At 64.5% G+C, this 15,619-nt stretch carries 15 protein-coding genes; 2 read left to right on the top strand and 13 right to left on the bottom strand.

What is annotated here, in order from left to right:
* Positions 1–82 precede the first annotated feature (82 nt).
* Complete coding sequence (locus tag F3K02_RS27610; protein ID WP_425485610.1) at positions 83–1,111, bottom strand: M48 family metallopeptidase; 1,029 nt, start codon at positions 1,109–1,111, stop codon at positions 83–85.
* Between the two features lie 116 nt (positions 1,112–1,227).
* Here F3K02_RS27610 and moaC point away from each other — a divergent pair, with 116 nt between their 5' ends.
* Complete coding sequence (moaC, locus tag F3K02_RS16845) at positions 1,228–1,743, top strand: cyclic pyranopterin monophosphate synthase MoaC (protein ID WP_177136783.1); 516 nt, start codon at positions 1,228–1,230, stop codon at positions 1,741–1,743.
* Here the strand turns inward: moaC and F3K02_RS16840 are convergent.
* From F3K02_RS16840 to sucC, 10 genes are all read right to left on the bottom strand, one after another.
* Positions 1,730–2,515, bottom strand: coding sequence for a hypothetical protein (locus F3K02_RS16840; RefSeq protein WP_177136782.1), 786 nt, complete (start codon positions 2,513–2,515; stop codon positions 1,730–1,732). The two genes, moaC and F3K02_RS16840, sit on opposite strands and share 14 nt — an antisense overlap.
* A gap of 83 nt (positions 2,516–2,598) precedes the next feature.
* Positions 2,599–3,045: a pilin gene (locus tag F3K02_RS27810; RefSeq protein ID WP_177136781.1), complete on the bottom strand. Its 447-nt coding sequence runs from the start codon at positions 3,043–3,045 to the stop codon at positions 2,599–2,601.
* 116 nt (positions 3,046–3,161) lie between these two features.
* A complete protein-coding gene (locus F3K02_RS27805) occupies positions 3,162–3,608 on the bottom strand; it encodes a pilin (RefSeq protein ID WP_177136780.1) in 447 nt (148 codons plus the stop codon).
* Between the two features lie 187 nt (positions 3,609–3,795).
* On the bottom strand, positions 3,796–4,599 hold the full coding sequence (locus tag F3K02_RS16825; protein ID WP_177136779.1) for a 3',5'-cyclic-nucleotide phosphodiesterase: 804 nt from the start codon (positions 4,597–4,599) through the stop codon (positions 3,796–3,798).
* A 36-nt stretch (positions 4,600–4,635) separates the two neighbouring features.
* Positions 4,636–6,885: a CHASE2 domain-containing protein gene (locus F3K02_RS16820; protein ID WP_177136778.1), complete on the bottom strand. Its 2,250-nt coding sequence runs from the start codon at positions 6,883–6,885 to the stop codon at positions 4,636–4,638.
* A 62-nt stretch (positions 6,886–6,947) separates the two neighbouring features.
* Positions 6,948–7,574 carry an FHA domain-containing protein gene (locus tag F3K02_RS16815; RefSeq protein ID WP_177136777.1) on the bottom strand — a complete coding sequence of 209 codons (627 nt, stop codon included), beginning with the start codon at positions 7,572–7,574 and terminating at the stop codon, positions 6,948–6,950.
* A gap of 33 nt (positions 7,575–7,607) precedes the next feature.
* A complete protein-coding gene (locus tag F3K02_RS16810) occupies positions 7,608–8,402 on the bottom strand; it encodes a Stp1/IreP family PP2C-type Ser/Thr phosphatase (protein ID WP_177136776.1) in 795 nt (264 codons plus the stop codon).
* Between the two features lie 98 nt (positions 8,403–8,500).
* Positions 8,501–11,152 carry a CHASE2 domain-containing serine/threonine-protein kinase gene (locus F3K02_RS27800; RefSeq protein WP_281362818.1) on the bottom strand — a complete coding sequence of 884 codons (2,652 nt, stop codon included), beginning with the start codon at positions 11,150–11,152 and terminating at the stop codon, positions 8,501–8,503.
* Positions 11,153–11,395: 243 nt separating this feature from the next.
* Positions 11,396–12,289 (bottom strand): succinate--CoA ligase subunit alpha, encoded by an 894-nt coding sequence (sucD, locus tag F3K02_RS16800; RefSeq protein WP_177136774.1) that lies wholly within the window; start codon positions 12,287–12,289, stop codon positions 11,396–11,398.
* Between the two features lie 18 nt (positions 12,290–12,307).
* Positions 12,308–13,468, bottom strand: coding sequence for an ADP-forming succinate--CoA ligase subunit beta (gene sucC / locus F3K02_RS16795; protein WP_177136773.1), 1,161 nt, complete (start codon positions 13,466–13,468; stop codon positions 12,308–12,310).
* A 187-nt stretch (positions 13,469–13,655) separates the two neighbouring features.
* On the opposite strand from sucC, the gene argC reads away from it, so the two are divergent.
* A complete protein-coding gene (gene argC, locus F3K02_RS16790; RefSeq protein ID WP_177136772.1) occupies positions 13,656–14,579 on the top strand; it encodes an N-acetyl-gamma-glutamyl-phosphate reductase in 924 nt (307 codons plus the stop codon).
* Positions 14,580–14,592: 13 nt separating this feature from the next.
* On the opposite strand, the gene F3K02_RS16785 is transcribed toward argC, so the two are convergent.
* Entirely contained in the window at positions 14,593–15,063 is a 471-nt protein-coding gene (locus F3K02_RS16785; protein ID WP_177136771.1) for a CZB domain-containing protein, read from the bottom strand.
* A gap of 79 nt (positions 15,064–15,142) precedes the next feature.
* Positions 15,143–15,592, bottom strand: a complete 450-nt coding sequence (gene recX, locus F3K02_RS16780) for a recombination regulator RecX (protein ID WP_177136770.1) — start codon at positions 15,590–15,592, stop codon at positions 15,143–15,145.
* Between the last annotated feature and the right edge of the window lie 27 nt (positions 15,593–15,619).

Raw genomic sequence — 15,619 nt, 5'->3', positions numbered from 1 at the left:
CTACGGCGGTGACGGCGCTGGTCAACGAGCCCTTTTTTCAGGTTGTCAATGATCCCAAGTTCTGCCTCGGACTTGCTGTTGCCTACGCGTGGTCGTCGTTGGCGGTCATGACAATTGCCTGGGTTGGGGGACCGCCGGTTGGGTGGCCTTTGCCGGGGGGGGGGGGGGTGGCGCGGAACAGCGCGGGGGGTCGGAGCCGTAGGCCGGTTGGCCCGCCGCTAGCCGGCGCATTGGCAACAGCGCCGGGCACCGCGGACTTGAGCGGCCCCACGCCCGGGCCGGCCCTCGCCGTCGACAGCGGCAGGCGCGCCCGCATGTCGGCGATGCGCTCGCTGGTCAGCGGGTGGCTGCGCAGATAAGGGAACGAGCCGTCGTCGTTGAGGCGCGAGGCCTGCTGCAGACGGTCAAACATGTCGACAAAGCCCTGCCCCTCAAAGCCCGCGCCGGTCAGCACGCCAAAACCCACCCGGTCCGCCTCGCGCTCCATGTCGCGCGAAAAATTCAGCTGGGTCTGCATCGCCACCGCCTGGCTGCCCACGATGGCGGCATTGGCCACCTCGGTGTTGGCGCGCGCGGCCAGCGCACCCAGGATCATGGCGCCCAGCATCCAGGGCGCCAAACGGTCCTGGCTCGACACCAGGCGCGCGATGTGGCGCTGCGAGACGTGGCTGAGCTCGTGCGCCATCACCGCAGCGAGCTCCTCGGGCCGTTCGGTCACCGCCAGCAGGCCGAGGTTCACCCCCAGATACCCACCCGGCAAAGCGAAGGCATTCACCCGCCGGTCACGCGAGATCATCAGTTCCCAGGCCAGCCGCTCCGACAGCTCGGGCGGCACATCGCCGCGCGCGCGCGCCGCGCCCAGCAGCGGCTGCCAGATCGCCGACAGGTAGTCGCCCAGCACCGGATCGTCCAGGTAATCGGGGTCGCGGTAGATGTCGCGCGCGATCCGGTCGCCCAGGCGGCGCTCGGCCGCGATCGACATGTCCTGCTCGTCACCCAGGCTGGGCAGACCGCCCCGTGTCGCACCAGCCCCCGGCGCGCCACTGGGCGCCGGATTCGTCTGTGCGTTCGACAACGACACCGGTACCGCCGCCAGAGCGGCCAGCAGCACGGGGACTGAAAAGAGACGGCGGGACAACGGGAATCGGGGGGTCGTCAAAAGGCGCATCCTCGTATGATGCCGCCAACGCCCACAGGTTTCTGTAAAGACCGAGCAAAGATCCCGCCATGACCCACCCGACCACCCCAAAACCCAGCCCGCTCACCCATTTCGACGCCGAGGGACAGGCCCACATGGTCGACGTGGCCGCCAAAGCCAGCACGCACCGCGTCGCCGTGGCCGAAGGCCGCATCACCATGGAGCCCGCCACGCTCGCGCTGATCCAGAGCGGCAGCGCCAAAAAAGGCGACGTGCTCGGCATCGCCCGCATCGCCGGCATCCAGGGTGCGAAGAAGACCAGCGACCTGATCCCCCTGTGCCACCCGATCGCGCTCACTCGCGTGGCGGTCGAATTTGATGTGGAGGCGGCAACGAACAGCGTGCTGTGCCGCACCACCGCCGAATGCACCGGCCAGACCGGCGTGGAAATGGAAGCCCTCACCGCCTGCAGCGTGGCCCTGCTCACGATCTACGACATGTGCAAGGCGGTGGACCGGGGGATGACGATGGGCGGCGTGCGGTTGGTGGAAAAGCGGGGGGGGAAGAGCGGGCACTTTGTGGCGCCTGCGCTCACCACCCTTTGATTTCTCGCTTCAACACCAGCAGGTCCACAACCGCCATCGTCTCTTTCGAAAGCATAAGCACTCCCGAGCCATTACCGGAATAGATGGGCACCCCGATCAGTTGATCAGGCGACATCTCTGAACGACTCAATATGTCCTGCAATTCTTGTTCATGCTCAGCGTACTTTTCGCTCAGACTATTAAAGGGCGTACTCGCCATGACAATCTGCTCGGTAGCCAATCCATAGTCTTGCCAGAGCTTCGGTTGAACGGCGAGTGGTGGTCCGCCAAAGGCCATGTTCTTGACCCACACGGCAATATTTTCTTCATCCGCCGGCAGACGGCGCAAAGACAACATCCCGGGGCGGCCCCAAGGCAAACTCCGCCGTTGGCTCGGCGCCTGCTTGAGCGCATATTCCGGAACAAGGTACACCGGGACGACTTGAAATTTGTCGTACTCGAACACAACATAAACTGGCCTGGCCTGCGCCAATGCCCAGACACCAAAGATCAGTGCCCCGATTTGAAGGGCTCCAACGAGCGAAAAATCGACCAAGCGCTCCAGAAGGCGCTTGCGCTGGTTAAAGACCACAAAAGTCAGCAGAGGTCCCAGAACCGTATCCACAACGATCAGCCAGATGTAAATATCTTGACCCCATAACAGCTCTCTATAGGGAGAGGGATACCAGACAAAAAAAACGAGACCGGCGGCCAACATGGCCAATACCACGCTGATGGCAAGGTGTATGACCGATGCTTTGAATTTGGACTTCCAATGGATGGGCAGGCGCATGGATCAATGTGCACTCAACGCAAAATGCAAAAGAAAAAGCACAACGCTTTCTGGGTCATCCCGAACCAGCTGCGGCGTGGCTGTCAACAATCCCCAACGCCCACCTTCAATCCCCGGAAGCTGTTGCAAACAGTCCCAGTGTTGGTCCACACGATGTTGGCAGTGGTCGGGGTGGGGGTATTGATCCAGGTCAGATTCGCACCGCCGGCCGACAGCGTGGCTCCGGTGATGGCGGTGATCTGGCCGTTGGTCACGCCACTGAGCTCAAGCACGTTTCTGGTGGTTTGAAAGTCGGCCAGGGCTTCTATGCCGTTGGTGCCCGCATTGCAGCCGGTCGCAACGCCCGTTTCCGTGATGCAAAGAGCCACCTTGCTTCGAATGCCTGCCAGTTCGGTCGCAGCGCCGGAAGCACGTGTGCGCGAAACGTAGTCAGAGTATTGAGGTATGGCAATCGCAGCGAGTATGCCGATGATGGCCACAACCACCATGAGCTCGATCAGTGTGAAGCCTCGGATTGTTCTGGCGTTCATGCGTGACCTACAAAATAAAAGGGCCATCCATCATGGACGGATGACCCTGAGACCGCTCACAAGACTCTGTCTTCAGGAGCACGCGTCAAACGCCTGCTCCTGAAGATTTCCTGCAATTATGGGCAGTCGCCTTGGCCAGGCTTCAGACCACGCGTGGAGTTGCAAACGGTGCCGGTGTTGTTCCACACGATGTTGGCCGTGGTAGCGGTGGGTGTGGTGATCCAGGTCAGAGCCGCGCCGCCCGCCGATGCAGTAGCGCCTGTGGTGGTGGTGATCACACCGTTGGCCACAGTGGGCGCCACTGTGATGTTCTTGGTCAGCTGGAACCCAGTTGTAACGATGCCATTGGTGTCCCCGTTACACCCCGTGATGGCCAGCGTGTCGGCAATACACGAACTCACCGCGCTGCGCAGACCGGCCAACTCGGCGGCGGCGCCCGAAGCACGGGTGCGGGACACGTAGTCGCTGTATTGTGGAATGGCGATGGCGGCCAAGATACCGATGATGGCCACCACGATCATCAGTTCGATCAGGGTGAAACCTTTTTGCATGGAACGCTTCATGAGGAAAACTCCTTGGGGGTTGTGGGACAGAGACGCGTTCTACTGAGCAGGGTCCGTGCCAACCGGAAATGGCCTGGGTTGTGCGTTCTTTTTCACGCTTCACCCAGCGCATGTGACGATTTGTGTCCCATGATGCCTTTTGCAACTGACAATTTTTGTCACCCACCCCTGCGGTGACGTTTTTTTGTCAGAGCTCGAAGGTCTGCCCGGCGCTGAGCCAGCGGATGTCGTGGCGCACGTCGTCCACGCGGCTGGGCGTCTGGTCGAAGCGCTGGATCTCGTCCATGATGAGCCCGGTTTCGGCGGGCTTGGTGTGGGTGATGTAGATCGGGTAACGCTGGCGGCGGTCGATCTGGTCGAGCTCTTCGGCCAGGGTGCTGGGCGCGAGGTGCAGGCTGCGGCGGGCGAGTGCTTTTTCGCGGTCGCTGAAGGCGGTTTCGATGATGAGCAGGGCCACGGGCAGCTGGTTGACGCGCTGCCAGAACGCGGGGTTGCGCTCGGTGTCGCCGCTGAAGACCCAGTGGCCCGAGGCGGTGGCGGCGGCGTAGCCGCAGGCGGGCACGGTGTGCACGGCGGGCAGCACCTCGATGGCCTTGCCGCCGACCTGCAGCACCTGCCCCACGGCGATGCTCTCAAAGCGCACGAGCGGGGTGTCGGCGCTGGGAATGGCCGAAAAATCGGGCCAGATCAGGTTGTTGAAGATGTGCACCCGCAGGGCGGCGATGGTGCCGGGCAGGGCGTGCACCTGCAGCGGCGGTGCGCCCGCGGCCATGCGCAGGGCAGCCACGGCGTCGATCATCAGCGGCAGGCTGGCCACGTGGTCGAGGTGGGAGTGCGTGAGCAGCACGTGGTTGATGCGGGCCATCTCGTCCAGGCGGAGGTCGCCCACGCCGGTACCCGCGTCGATGAGCACATCGTCGTCGAGCAGGAAGGAGGTGGTGCGGCAGCCTTGCGCGATGGCGCCGGAACAACCCAGAACGCGTACCCTCATCGGTCTTGTCAGCGGTTGGCGACCCCATGGGCCGGGTTATTTGGACTCGAAAGTGGTGGTGCCGTCCCAATGGGCGACGGGCGGCAACCGCCTCATGGAGGCTACCCGTTCGGCATACAGGCGGTAAAGGACTTTTTTGGCATTCTGACGCTGCAGGTTGAGCAGGTGCACGTCGCAGGCGTCCCAGTCCTGGGCCTGCCAGGCCTTGAACGCGAGATTCCACTGCGCCAGCTCCCCGGTTTGTTCGGCCGTGAGCTGCTCGCGGCGCCCCAGCGGGGTATAGATGGTGACGGCCTGGGCCTTGCCTTTGACGCGCACCCGGTCGAGCACCTGCCAGGCGAAGCCCGGCGCCTGGGCCTGGGTGGTTTCACTGGCCACGATGTCCACGCCGTACAGGCGGGAGAGCCCCTCCAGCCGCGAGCCCAGGTTGACCGCGTCGCCGATCACGGTGTAGCTGCGGCGCACGTCGGAGCCCATGTCGCCCACACACATGTCACCGGTGTTCAGACCGATGCCTAGCTGGATGGCGGGCAGGGCGCGGCTGGCCCGCTCGGCGTTGATCTCGTGGATGGTTTGCGCCATGTCGATGGCGGTCTGCACGGCCAGGCTGGCGTGATTGGGCGTTTCGACCGGGGCGCCCCAGAAGGCCATGACGCAGTCGCCCATGTATTTGTCGATGGTGCCGCGGTGGTGGCGGATAAGCTGGGTCAGCCGGCTGAACACGGTGTTGAGCAGGGCCTGGAGTTCGGTCGGCGCCATGGTCTCGGCGATCTGCGTGAAGCCGCGCATGTCGCAGAACATCACCGTCAGTTCGCGGGTGGTGGCGGCCATGCTATAGCTGTCGGGGTCCTTCACCATTTCGTCGACCAGCTCGGGCGGCACATAGGTGCCGAAGAGCTGGGCCAGTTCGCGCTTGGACCGGCTTTCGACAAAATAGCCGTAGCTCATGTTGAGCGCAAAGGCCACGCCCGCCATCACCAGCGCGCTGGCCAGCGGCAGCACCAGCCCATGGCCGAGATACAGCCAGGTGTTGAGCCCGAGCACCACCAGCACCACCCCCAGGCTCAGGACCACGGCACGCGCCGCGCTCAACAACGGCAGCGCCAGCGCCAGGACCAGCCCGGCGATCACCAACATGACCAGTTCGTAGCCGAGTGCGTAGTCGGGCTTGACCAGGAGCTGGCCGTCCAGCAGGCCGGCGATGAGGCTGGCATGGGTTTCGACGCCGGGGTAGGTTTCACCCACCGGCGTGATCCGCAGGTCCAGCAACCCAGGCGCGGTGGTGCCGATCAGCACGATCTTGTCGGCCAGCAGGCCGGGCGCCACCCGCCCGGCGAGCACATCTGCGGCACTGAGGTAGGTGAACGACCCACCCTGGGGGCCACCGGGACCGCGGAACGGCACCAGCGTGGCCACCCTGTCGTCCACCGGAATGGCCAGCGTGGACGTCCCCTGGCGCAACCGCACGCTCTCAAGCGCCTGGTAATGGCGGCCAACCACCCGCTCGGGGGGGAAGCCCGGCTCGACGCCCGGTGAGCCGAGGACCATGCGGAACATGGCCAGCGACAAGGACTCGTAGTAGCGGCCACCGTGCTCGGCCAGCAAGGGCAGCGAGCGCACCACGCCGTCCGTGCTGGAGACGGCGTTGAAGAAACCGGCGCGCGGCGCCGCTTCGGCCAGTGGCGGGATGTTGGCCCCGTAGCCATCCCAGCGCGTGGCGAGAATGGGGCGGCCGCCCAGCGCCTCGGTTTGCATCACCGGCGCGGGCAGGACCCCGTTGGTGCGCCCGTCGCGATCGCTGGTGAAGTAGTAGCCCAACACCACCGGGCGGTCCTTGAGGGCCCGCGCCAGCAGGGCGTCGCGGTCGAGTTCGGGTTCCAGTTGTCGGACCCGCTCGGCAAAGCCGGGCTGGTCGGCGAGCGCACCGCCAGCCATTTGTTGCAGCTGGCGCAGGCCTGAGCTGTTGTCAGCTTCGGCAAACACGGTGTCAAAACCGAGCAGTGCGATGCGCTGGTCTTCGAACAGGGTGTCGACCAGCCGGGCCACGTGGTGCCGGGCCCACGGCCAGCGCCCGACCTCGGCCAGGCTTTTTTCATCGATGTCGACGATCACCACACGTTCGTCACGTGTGGCCGGCATGGTGACGCGCAGGCGTGCGTCGTAAATGATGTCGTCCAGCCGCTGCAACACGCCCATGGGCAGCACACCCACCGCGTGCAGCACGGCCAGCAGCAAGGGCAGCAAGGTGACGGCGATGCGCGGGCCGTGTCTGCTCAAGGCCGGCATGGTGGACGCCACATGGGGGGATGCAGGCCGTTCATGGCCTGCGGATCGGGCTGCAGGCCGGGTCAGGCCTGAACGAACTGCATTTGCGTGCCCGCGAGTTCGATCAGGTCACCGTTGCGCAGGTTGACCGCATCGGTGCCGATGGCGCTGCCGTTCACGGTGGGCTTGATGGCGCCTTCGACCAGCGCAACCACATAACCATGCGGGCGGCGCGTGATGGCGGCCACCGCCACACCCGGTTTGCCGATGGTGGTGACCACCTTGACCAGCGGCACCTCACGGCCCGCGGCGGCACCCGACATCACACGGATCGCCGCATTGCCCACCGGGGCAGCGGCCTCGACGGCGCCCACCACGGCACCGGAGTTGATGACCATGGTCTTTTCAAAACTGTCGGCCGCGCCGTCGTGCACGTACTTGATCTTGTACTTGCCGATTTCGACCGTGTCACCGTTCTGCAGCTGCTGCTTCTTGATGGCCTTGCCGTTCACATAGGTGCCGTTGGTGCTGTTGAGGTCTTCCAGAAACACCTGGGCACCGGACATCTGCATGACCGCGTGCTCACCGCTCACCGCCAGGTTGTCGATCACGATGTCGTTGTAGGGGCGGCGACCGAGCGTGGTGCGGTCTTTGGTGAGTTGCACTTCCTTGATGACGACACCATCGATGGAAACGATCATTTTCGGCATGGCCGACTCCTGTGGAACCTGATGAAATAATTCTTAAGAACTACCGTTGCCAAGCATACGCGACAACAAACCCCTGCGGACCTGTTTGGCGCGCGCAAGCGTCAGTATCACCGAAATATTATCGCGGCCTCCGCTCCCATTGGCGGCATCTACCAAGGCGCGACACTTTTCCTGCAGGCCGCCCGTCGACATCAGTATCGCGGCAAGCTGTTGATCGGACACCATGTCGCTCAGGCCGTCGGAGCAAAAGAGGTACAGGTCGCCGTCTTCAACGCGGTATTCGTTGACTTCCAGCAACACCGTGTCCTCGACCCCCAGGGCCCGGGTGACGAGGTTCTTGTGGGTCGCGAACTGGGCCTGTTCCTGGGAAATCAGGCCGGCGTCGATCTGCTCCTGCAGCAACGAGTGGTCGCGCGTGATCTGTTGCAGGGTGTTGCCCCGCAGGCGGTAGCAGCGCGAGTCGCCTACATGGCCGATCATCGTTCGCGTTCCCATGAACACCCCCATGACCATGGTGGTGCCCATGCCGGCGTACATGGGGTTGGAGTTGGCGGCGTTGAAGATCGAGCGGTTGGCGTTGTCGATGCAGATCTCCATCGCCCGTTTGAGTTCGCGGGCGTTGGCCTCGTGCCCGCCCTCGACCAGCCAGCGGCCCAGCTCCTCCTTGATGAACGTGGTGGCCATGGCGCTGGCCACTTCACCCGCGTTGTAGCCGCCCATGCCGTCGGCCAGCACCACCAGATGGTTTTCAGCATCCAGGGCGACCGTGTCTTCGTTGTTGTCACGGACCAGGCCAGGGTCCGTGAGGGCGGCGTACTCAAAGTTCATGTTGAGCGGGTTTATACCTTTAGATGTGATCCGTCATCGTTCTTGATTTGCACTTTTGTCACATATTCCGCGACATCGGGGGCGGCGTCCATGGGGATTCAAGGACGGCGGGGTTCGACCTGTGTGGTTTCAAAGTGGCCGGACTGGCTGCTGGCATTGTCGCGCATTGAAATACCGGTACCGACCAGGGTAGCCGCCAGCGCCTGCAGCCGCTTCAGTTCGGCCGCCATATCGGCGCCGGTCTGGTAGCGCTGGGCGGGCGACTTCGACAGGATTCGGGTGAGGAGGTCTGTGATGCCGGCCGGCAGTTCGGGTCGTAGGGTCCGCACGTCGGGTGGGCTCTGGTTGGCGATCTGGAACATCAGAGCGGCCATGGAATCGGCCCGGAACGGCAGTACGCCGGTGAGCAGCTGGAACAGCATCACCCCCAGCGAATAGAGGTCGGAGCGCCCGTCGATGTGCTGCCCGGCCAGCTGCTCGGGGGACATGAAGCTGGGGGTGCCCAGCACCATGCCGGTCTTGGTGCGGCTGGAGTCGGTGATGCGTGCGATGCCGAAGTCGGTGACTTTCACCGTGTCGGCATCGGGCGCATACATGATGTTGGCGGGCTTGATGTCGCGGTGCACCACGTTTTGCCGGTGCGCGTAGTCCAGCGCCAGGGCCACCCGTTCGCCGATGCCCAGCACCGTGGCCACGGGCAGCAGCTGACCCGCGCGGGTGTGTTCCACCAGATCGCGCCCCGGCAGGAATTCCATGGCGATGTAGGCCAGATCGTGCTCTTCACCGGCGTCGAAGATGGTGACGATGTGCGGATGCTGCAGGCGCCCGGCGGTTTCGGCCTCGCGAAAGAACCGCCCACGCGCGTCCTTGAGTTCCTCGCCTTCGAACTCGCTGCTCAGGGCCAGGGTCTTGATCGCAACCACACGACCGATCTTCGGATCGCGTCCCTGGTACACCACACCCATCGCGCCCTTGCCCAGCTCCTTTTCGACGCTGTAGCGCCCGAGCATGGGTTTCTCCACCCCGTTGCCGCTGAGCAGCAAGGTGCCGCCCGGGTGCGAGGCCGACGCGCCCTGTCCCAGCATCACCGTCTCCGAGAGGTTCTTCGCCCGCTTCAGCCGCGACCGCACGTCCGCATCGCCCCGGTCCAGCTGGGTCATGTGTTCGTACACCGACTGCGCCTTGTTGAACTGGCGCTTGCGCTCGAAGTCCAGCGCCAGCTGCTTGAGGTTGTCCATCAGCGCCTCACTGTGCGGCACGCGGCGCAGGCGGTCAAAGGCCATGTCGAGCTGGCCCTGGCCTTGCAGGGCCAGACCCATCAGGCGGTTGGTTTCGGCGGACTCGGCATCGGCCTGGACCTTGCGCGCCTCGGTGACACCGAAGCGCCGCGTGACCAGGGCCAGGTGGCCCACCAGCAGCAGCGCGGCCGGAAACACCAGCTGCAGCCAGACCGCCGAATAGGCCAGCAGGCCGTACTCGGTCCCGAGCAGCGCGACAAACATCCCGGCCGTCACCCAGGCGCCGGCGGCGGCCGACAGGCGCGGCAACAGGAACACGAGGTAGGCCGTCACCAGACCCAGCACCGCCAGCACCGCGGCGCCTCCCCAGACCGGCTGCGCAATGAAATGCCCGCTGAGGATGCTGGACGTGATGTGTGCCAGGATGCCCGCCGGCGACATGGCGGGCGAAACGGGCGTGGCAAACAGCGTGCCCACCCCGGCGGCGGTGGCGCCGATGATCACGACCTTGCCAGCGTATTTGGTGGCCGGGATGCGGCCCGAGACCACGTCGTAGAACGAGTCGGTGGTGAACGCGGGGCGTCCGCCGCGATCGGCATAGAACTGGGGCAGCACAACACCCGAGGCATCGGTATCGATGCGCGTGCGACCCAGCATCACCCCTTCGCCGGGCAGCAGGCGGATGTCCTGAACCCCCAGGTTGAGGCTCTGGGCCGCCACCATCAGACCCATGGAGGGAACGCCGTGACCGTCGAAGTGCAGGAGCAGGGGTTCGCCGCGCACGGTCCCGTCGCGGTCGGGCAACTGGTTCAGATGGGCCACGGCGAGTGCCGCCTGGCCGATGGCTTCGAGGGGCTGCTGGGCCGCGGAGGCGGCCACACCGAAGCCCTGGGGGTCGGGCACAGCGCTTTTCTGTGCGAAAGCGGGCAGCGGTTGATCGGGTCGCCCCTGGGGTTCACCCAGGACGTAGAGCGAAGGCACGACCACGTTCCCCGCCTGACCCAGACTCTTCACCAGACGGGCATCCGTATCGAGATCCTGTTCAGCGGTGTCGATAAAAGCCTGCAGGCGCTGGCGCGCATCGGGGCCCAGGTCGGCCCAGGCGGGCGCAGAGGCGTCGCCCGAAAGCAGTTGCTCGCGCAAGTCGCGCAAGCGGGTCAGCCCCCGATCGGTCTGCGGTTCGAAGAAAAAGGCGGTGTGCGCCACCGTTTTGGCGCCCGCCGCCGCGAGCTGATCGATCAGCCGGGCGTGCACCTCGCGCGGCCAGGGCCAGCGCCCGATGTTCGCGATGCTCTCATCGTCGATGGCAATGATGGCCACACGATCGCTGGGCGTTCTGTCGCTGCGGGTGCTGGCGAAATCGTAGTACCGGCGCTCCAGTCCGCCAAACAGGTCGGTCGCAAAGTGCAGTGCAAAAGCCGCCACGACCACCACGAGGGCAATGATCGCGTCGGAAGGTTGACCGCGCCGGCGACGCGCCAACGCGGGCTTCACACTGGAGTTGCTGGACAAAGCCCGACTTCCTCTTGCTAAAGCGAATGGCCCGAAAGAAAAGGGCCCGGCCTGGCATCGCGCGATCTGAGCCACGCCAACCGGGAACGGAGTGCACCACATGGTGAAACTCTGGCAGTCTGTTTCATTCTGCCAGACCCGATCGGACGGAAACCGGGCAAAAGCCACGGGTGGCGAGGTTTTGCACAGCCGAAAAAAAGGCAACGCAAGCGTTGCCTTTGTCGCGTCAGCCTCAGGGCCGTTTCACAGCTGCGCCTTGAGCAGCTTGCCCAGCTCGGACGGGTTGCGCGTGATGATGAAACCCGACTCTTCCATGATGGCGAGCTTGGCATCGGCCGTGTCGGCGCCACCGGAGATCAGCGCACCGGCGTGGCCCATGCGCTTGCCGGGAGGGGCCGTCACGCCGGCGATGAAGCCGACGATGGGCTTCTTCATGTTCGCCTTGCACCACATGGCGGCTTCGGCTTCGTCCGGACCACCGATCTCGCCGATCATGATCACGGCGTCGGTGTCGGGATCGTCGTTGAAGGCCTTCATCACGTCGATGTGTTTCAGGCCGTTGATCGGGTCACCACCGATGCCGACGGCGCTGGACTGGCCCAGACCCACTTCGGTCAGCATGGCCACGGCTTCATAGGTCAGCGTGCCCGAACGGGACACGACGCCGATGCGGCCTTTGCGGTGGATGTGGCCGGGCATGATGCCGATCTTGATCTCGTCGGGCGTGATCAGGCCGGGGCAGTTGGGGCCCAGCAGCAGGGTCTTCTTGCCGCCGGCGGCTTCCTTGGCCTTCATGCGGTTGCGCACTTCCAGCATGTCCTTGACCGGGATGCCTTCGGTGATGCAGACCGCCAGGTCCAGATCTGCCTCGACGGCTTCCCAGATGGCGGCGGCAGCGCCAGCGGGCGGCACGTAGATCACCGACACGGTGGCGCCGGTCTGCTGCGCGGCTTCCTTGACGGAGGCGTAGATCGGGATGTTGAAGATCGACTCACCGGCCTTCTTCGGGTTCACGCCAGCCACGAAGCAGTTCTTGCCGTTCGCGTATTCCTGGCACTTCTCGGTGTGGAACTGGCCGGTCTTGCCCGTGATGCCCTGGGTGATGACCTTGGTGTCTTTGTTGATGTAGATCGACATGGTGTTTCTTCTCCGGGCTTATTTGACGGCAGCAACGATCTTGGTCGCTGCTTCGGCCATGGTGTCGGCAGCGATGATCGGCAGGCCGGATTCGGCCAGCAGCTTCTTGCCCAGCTCTTCGTTGGTGCCCTTCATGCGCACCACCAGCGGCACGCTGAGGTTGGTCGCCTTGCAGGCGGTGATCACGCCGGTGGCGATGGTGTCGCACTTCATGATGCCGCCGAAGATGTTGACCAGGATGCCCTTGACCTTGGTGTTCTTGAGCATGATCTTGAAGGCTTCGGTGACCTTCTCGGCGGTGGCGCCGCCGCCCACGTCCAGGAAGTTGGCCGGCTCGCCGCCGAACAGCTTGATGGTGTCCATGGTGGCCATGGCCAGACCGGCACCGTTCACCAGGCAGCCGATGTTGCCGTCCAGGCTGATGTAGGCCAAGTCAAATTTCGAGGCCTCGATTTCGGCCGGATCTTCTTCGTCCAGATCGCGGTAGGCCACGATCTCGGGGTGGCGGAACAGCGCGTTGGCGTCGAAGTTGAACTTCGCGTCCAGCGCCATCAGGTTGCCCTTGGAATCGCAGTTCAGGGGGTTGATCTCCACCAGGGACGCGTCGGTGTCCATGTAGCACTTGTAGATCTTGGCGAAGATGTCCACGGCCTGGTCCACGGAAGCGCCGGTCAGGCCGATGGCGGCAGCCACCTTGCGGGACTGCGCTTCGGTGATGCCGGTCAGCGGATCGATCAACTCGGTGACGATCTTCTCGGGCGTGGAGTGGGCCACTTCCTCGATGTCCATACCGCCTTCGCTCGATGCGATCAGCGCCACCTTCTGGGTCGCGCGGTCGGTGACCAGCGACACATACAGTTCGTTCTTGATGTCGGCGCCGTCTTCGATGTAGAGGCGGCGCACCTTCTGGCCTTCTGGGCCGGTCTGGTGGGTCTTGAGCTGCATGCCCAGGATCTCGCCCGCAAGGCGCTTGACGTCTTCGATGGTCTTTGCGACCTTCACGCCACCGCCCTTGCCACGGCCGCCGGCGTGGATCTGGGCCTTGACGACCCAGACCGGACCACCCAGTTTCTGCGCGGCTTCCACCGCTTCCTGCACCGTGAACGCGGCAATGCCACGCGGCACTGGCACACCAAATTGACGCAAGATTTCCTTGCCTTGGTACTCGTGAATCTTCATGAGGTCTCTCTCAGACTGGGGGTTTTCTTGAACCGACCGAACAGCGAACGGCCGGCGCGCAGGCACTGGACACAGCAACCGGGGAATGTATCATGCTGCGACGCACCAAAGAGGTGTGATCGCGTTCACATAATGCATAATTATATTGACGCATCTCTGAACCAGAACTGACAAGGCAACCAGCGTCATGGCCAAGATCTTCATCGACGGCGAAGCCGGCACCACCGGCCTGCAGATTCGCGAGCGTCTTCAACAGATGCCTGCTATTGAATTGCTGAGCATCGCTCCCGAACGCCGCAAGGACCCCGAGGCCAAGCGCGAACTCATGTCGCAGGCCGATCTGGTGATCCTCTGCCTGCACGACGATGCGGCCATCGAGTCAGTGGCCATGATCGACAGCATGCCGGGCCGGAAACCCCGGATCATCGACGCCTCCACCGCGCACCGCTGTGCGCCCGACTGGGTTTATGGCTTCCCCGAACTCTGTGTCGATCAGCGCGAGGCTGTGATGAAAGCCGATCGCGTGGCCAACCCCGGCTGCTACGCCACCGGTGCCATCGCTTTGCTGCGTCCGCTGGTCGATGCCGGGCTGCTACCCAAAAACTTCCCCGTTTCGCTGCCCTCGGTGAGCGGTTATTCGGGCGGCGGGCGCAGCATGATCGAAGCCTATGAAAAGGGCGAGGCGCCGCTGCACGAAGCCTATGCGCTGGGCCTCGCGCACAAGCACATTCCTGAGATCCTTCGCTACACCGGTATGAGCCGGCGGCCGATCTTCATCCCCGCGGTGGGCAATTTCCGACAGGGCATGCTGGTGCAACTGCCACTGCACCTCGACGACCTGCCCGGAGCACCGAAGGCCAGCGACCTGCACGATGCGCTGGTGGCCCATTACGCGGGCAGCGTCTCGGCCGGCGGCTGGGTCAGCGTGGAGCCCGCCCCGGAGAGCGGCAAGCTCGACGCCACCGCCCTCAACGACACCAACCGGCTGGAACTGCGGGTGTTTGCCAACGAGGCCCATCGCCACGCCGTGCTGATCGCGCGCCTGGACAACCTGGGCAAGGGCGCCAGCGGCGCCGCGGTGCAAAACCTCCAGCTCATGCTCGGTCTCTGAGCGGAACATCCGCTCAGTTCGACCGACCGGGTTCGCTGCGGGGCTGGTTCACCACCTGCTGCAACAAGCGCAGGTCTTCCGTCACCCGGTCCGAATAGGCCTCGAACTGGTCGGCCACCATGCGGCGAGCGTCGCCCCGCTTGCCCGCCTGCTCCAGCGCGAGCACATTGCACGCCACGTGGTGGAACATGCGGTGGTGCGAGAGCAAGGCGGTGAAGCCCGGGAAGGTGCCCAGGCGGGCACGGGCCTGACCATGGATCCAGCGGCCCAGATCACAGCGGTCGTCGCGGCAGATGTCTTCGACCTCCAGTCCGGCCTCGGAGTGGTGGCCGGCCAGGTGCGCCAGCAGGTGCTGTTTCCACTGCTGGTGGGCGACCACGGCGGCGTCGATGTCCAGGCCTTGCGCAGCATCCGCCGCCTCTGCCTGCAGCTGGTTGTCGTGCACCGCCCCAACAGCACCAAAGAACCGCCGGAATAAAGCCATGGTTTGTCTCCAGGGACACGCATCAAGGCGTGCTTTTGAATACCCCGGATGGTACTGCGAACACCTGGCTTTCAGACTCTCAGTCCGCGTCGCGCCCGCCCACCACCCTTCGAATGACATCCCCACCGAAGCCGCGCGCGGCCAGGAAGCGCATCTGCCGGGCCTGCCCCGCGGCATCGGCGGCCGGCTCACCGAACTTGCGACGCCAGATCTCGCGCGCGCGCTCGAATTCGGAACCCTGCAGATCGGCCACCGCCGTGGCCACGGCTTCGGCGCTCACGCCCTTGGCCTGCAGCTCGTGCTTCACGCGCGACGCCCCGAGCCGGCTGGCACGCCGGTGCAGCACCGACGCCACCACACGCTGCTCATCGATGAAGCCCTTGGCCTGCAGCTCATCGAGTGCGCGGGCCAGTTCACCGGGCTCGGTTTCGTGGGGCTTGAGCTTTCGCTCCAGCTCGGCGCGCGAATGCTCGCGGCCGGCAAGCAGACGCAGGGCGCGGCCTTTGAGTGACGGCTGATCAAAGCCCATTTCAGCCTGCCGTTATCGATTGGCGCG

This window comes from Hydrogenophaga aromaticivorans (assembly GCF_013387465.1).
Lineage (GTDB): Bacteria > Pseudomonadota > Gammaproteobacteria > Burkholderiales > Burkholderiaceae_C > Hydrogenophaga > Hydrogenophaga aromaticivorans.
The sequence above is the reverse complement of the archived record's forward strand: the minus strand, read 5'-3'. Positions and strand labels throughout refer to the sequence as shown.

Coding starts and splice junctions, on each gene's coding strand:
- moaC (WP_177136783.1), top strand. CDS start 1,228: ATGACCCACCCGACCACCCCAAAACCCAGCCCGCTCACCCATTTCGAC.
- recX (WP_177136770.1), bottom strand. CDS start 15,592: ATGGGCTTTGATCAGCCGTCACTCAAAGGCCGCGCCCTGCGTCTGCTT.
- F3K02_RS16785 (WP_177136771.1), bottom strand. CDS start 15,063: ATGGCTTTATTCCGGCGGTTCTTTGGTGCTGTTGGGGCGGTGCACGAC.
- F3K02_RS27810 (WP_177136781.1), bottom strand. CDS start 3,045: ATGAACGCCAGAACAATCCGAGGCTTCACACTGATCGAGCTCATGGTG.
- sucC (WP_177136773.1), bottom strand. CDS start 13,468: ATGAAGATTCACGAGTACCAAGGCAAGGAAATCTTGCGTCAATTTGGT.
- F3K02_RS16825 (WP_177136779.1), bottom strand. CDS start 4,599: ATGAGGGTACGCGTTCTGGGTTGTTCCGGCGCCATCGCGCAAGGCTGC.
- F3K02_RS16820 (WP_177136778.1), bottom strand. CDS start 6,885: ATGCCGGCCTTGAGCAGACACGGCCCGCGCATCGCCGTCACCTTGCTG.
- F3K02_RS16840 (WP_177136782.1), bottom strand. CDS start 2,515: ATGCGCCTGCCCATCCATTGGAAGTCCAAATTCAAAGCATCGGTCATA.
- F3K02_RS16815 (WP_177136777.1), bottom strand. CDS start 7,574: ATGCCGAAAATGATCGTTTCCATCGATGGTGTCGTCATCAAGGAAGTG.
- argC (WP_177136772.1), top strand. CDS start 13,656: ATGGCCAAGATCTTCATCGACGGCGAAGCCGGCACCACCGGCCTGCAG.
- F3K02_RS27805 (WP_177136780.1), bottom strand. CDS start 3,608: ATGAAGCGTTCCATGCAAAAAGGTTTCACCCTGATCGAACTGATGATC.
- F3K02_RS16810 (WP_177136776.1), bottom strand. CDS start 8,402: ATGAACTTTGAGTACGCCGCCCTCACGGACCCTGGCCTGGTCCGTGAC.
- sucD (WP_177136774.1), bottom strand. CDS start 12,289: ATGTCGATCTACATCAACAAAGACACCAAGGTCATCACCCAGGGCATC.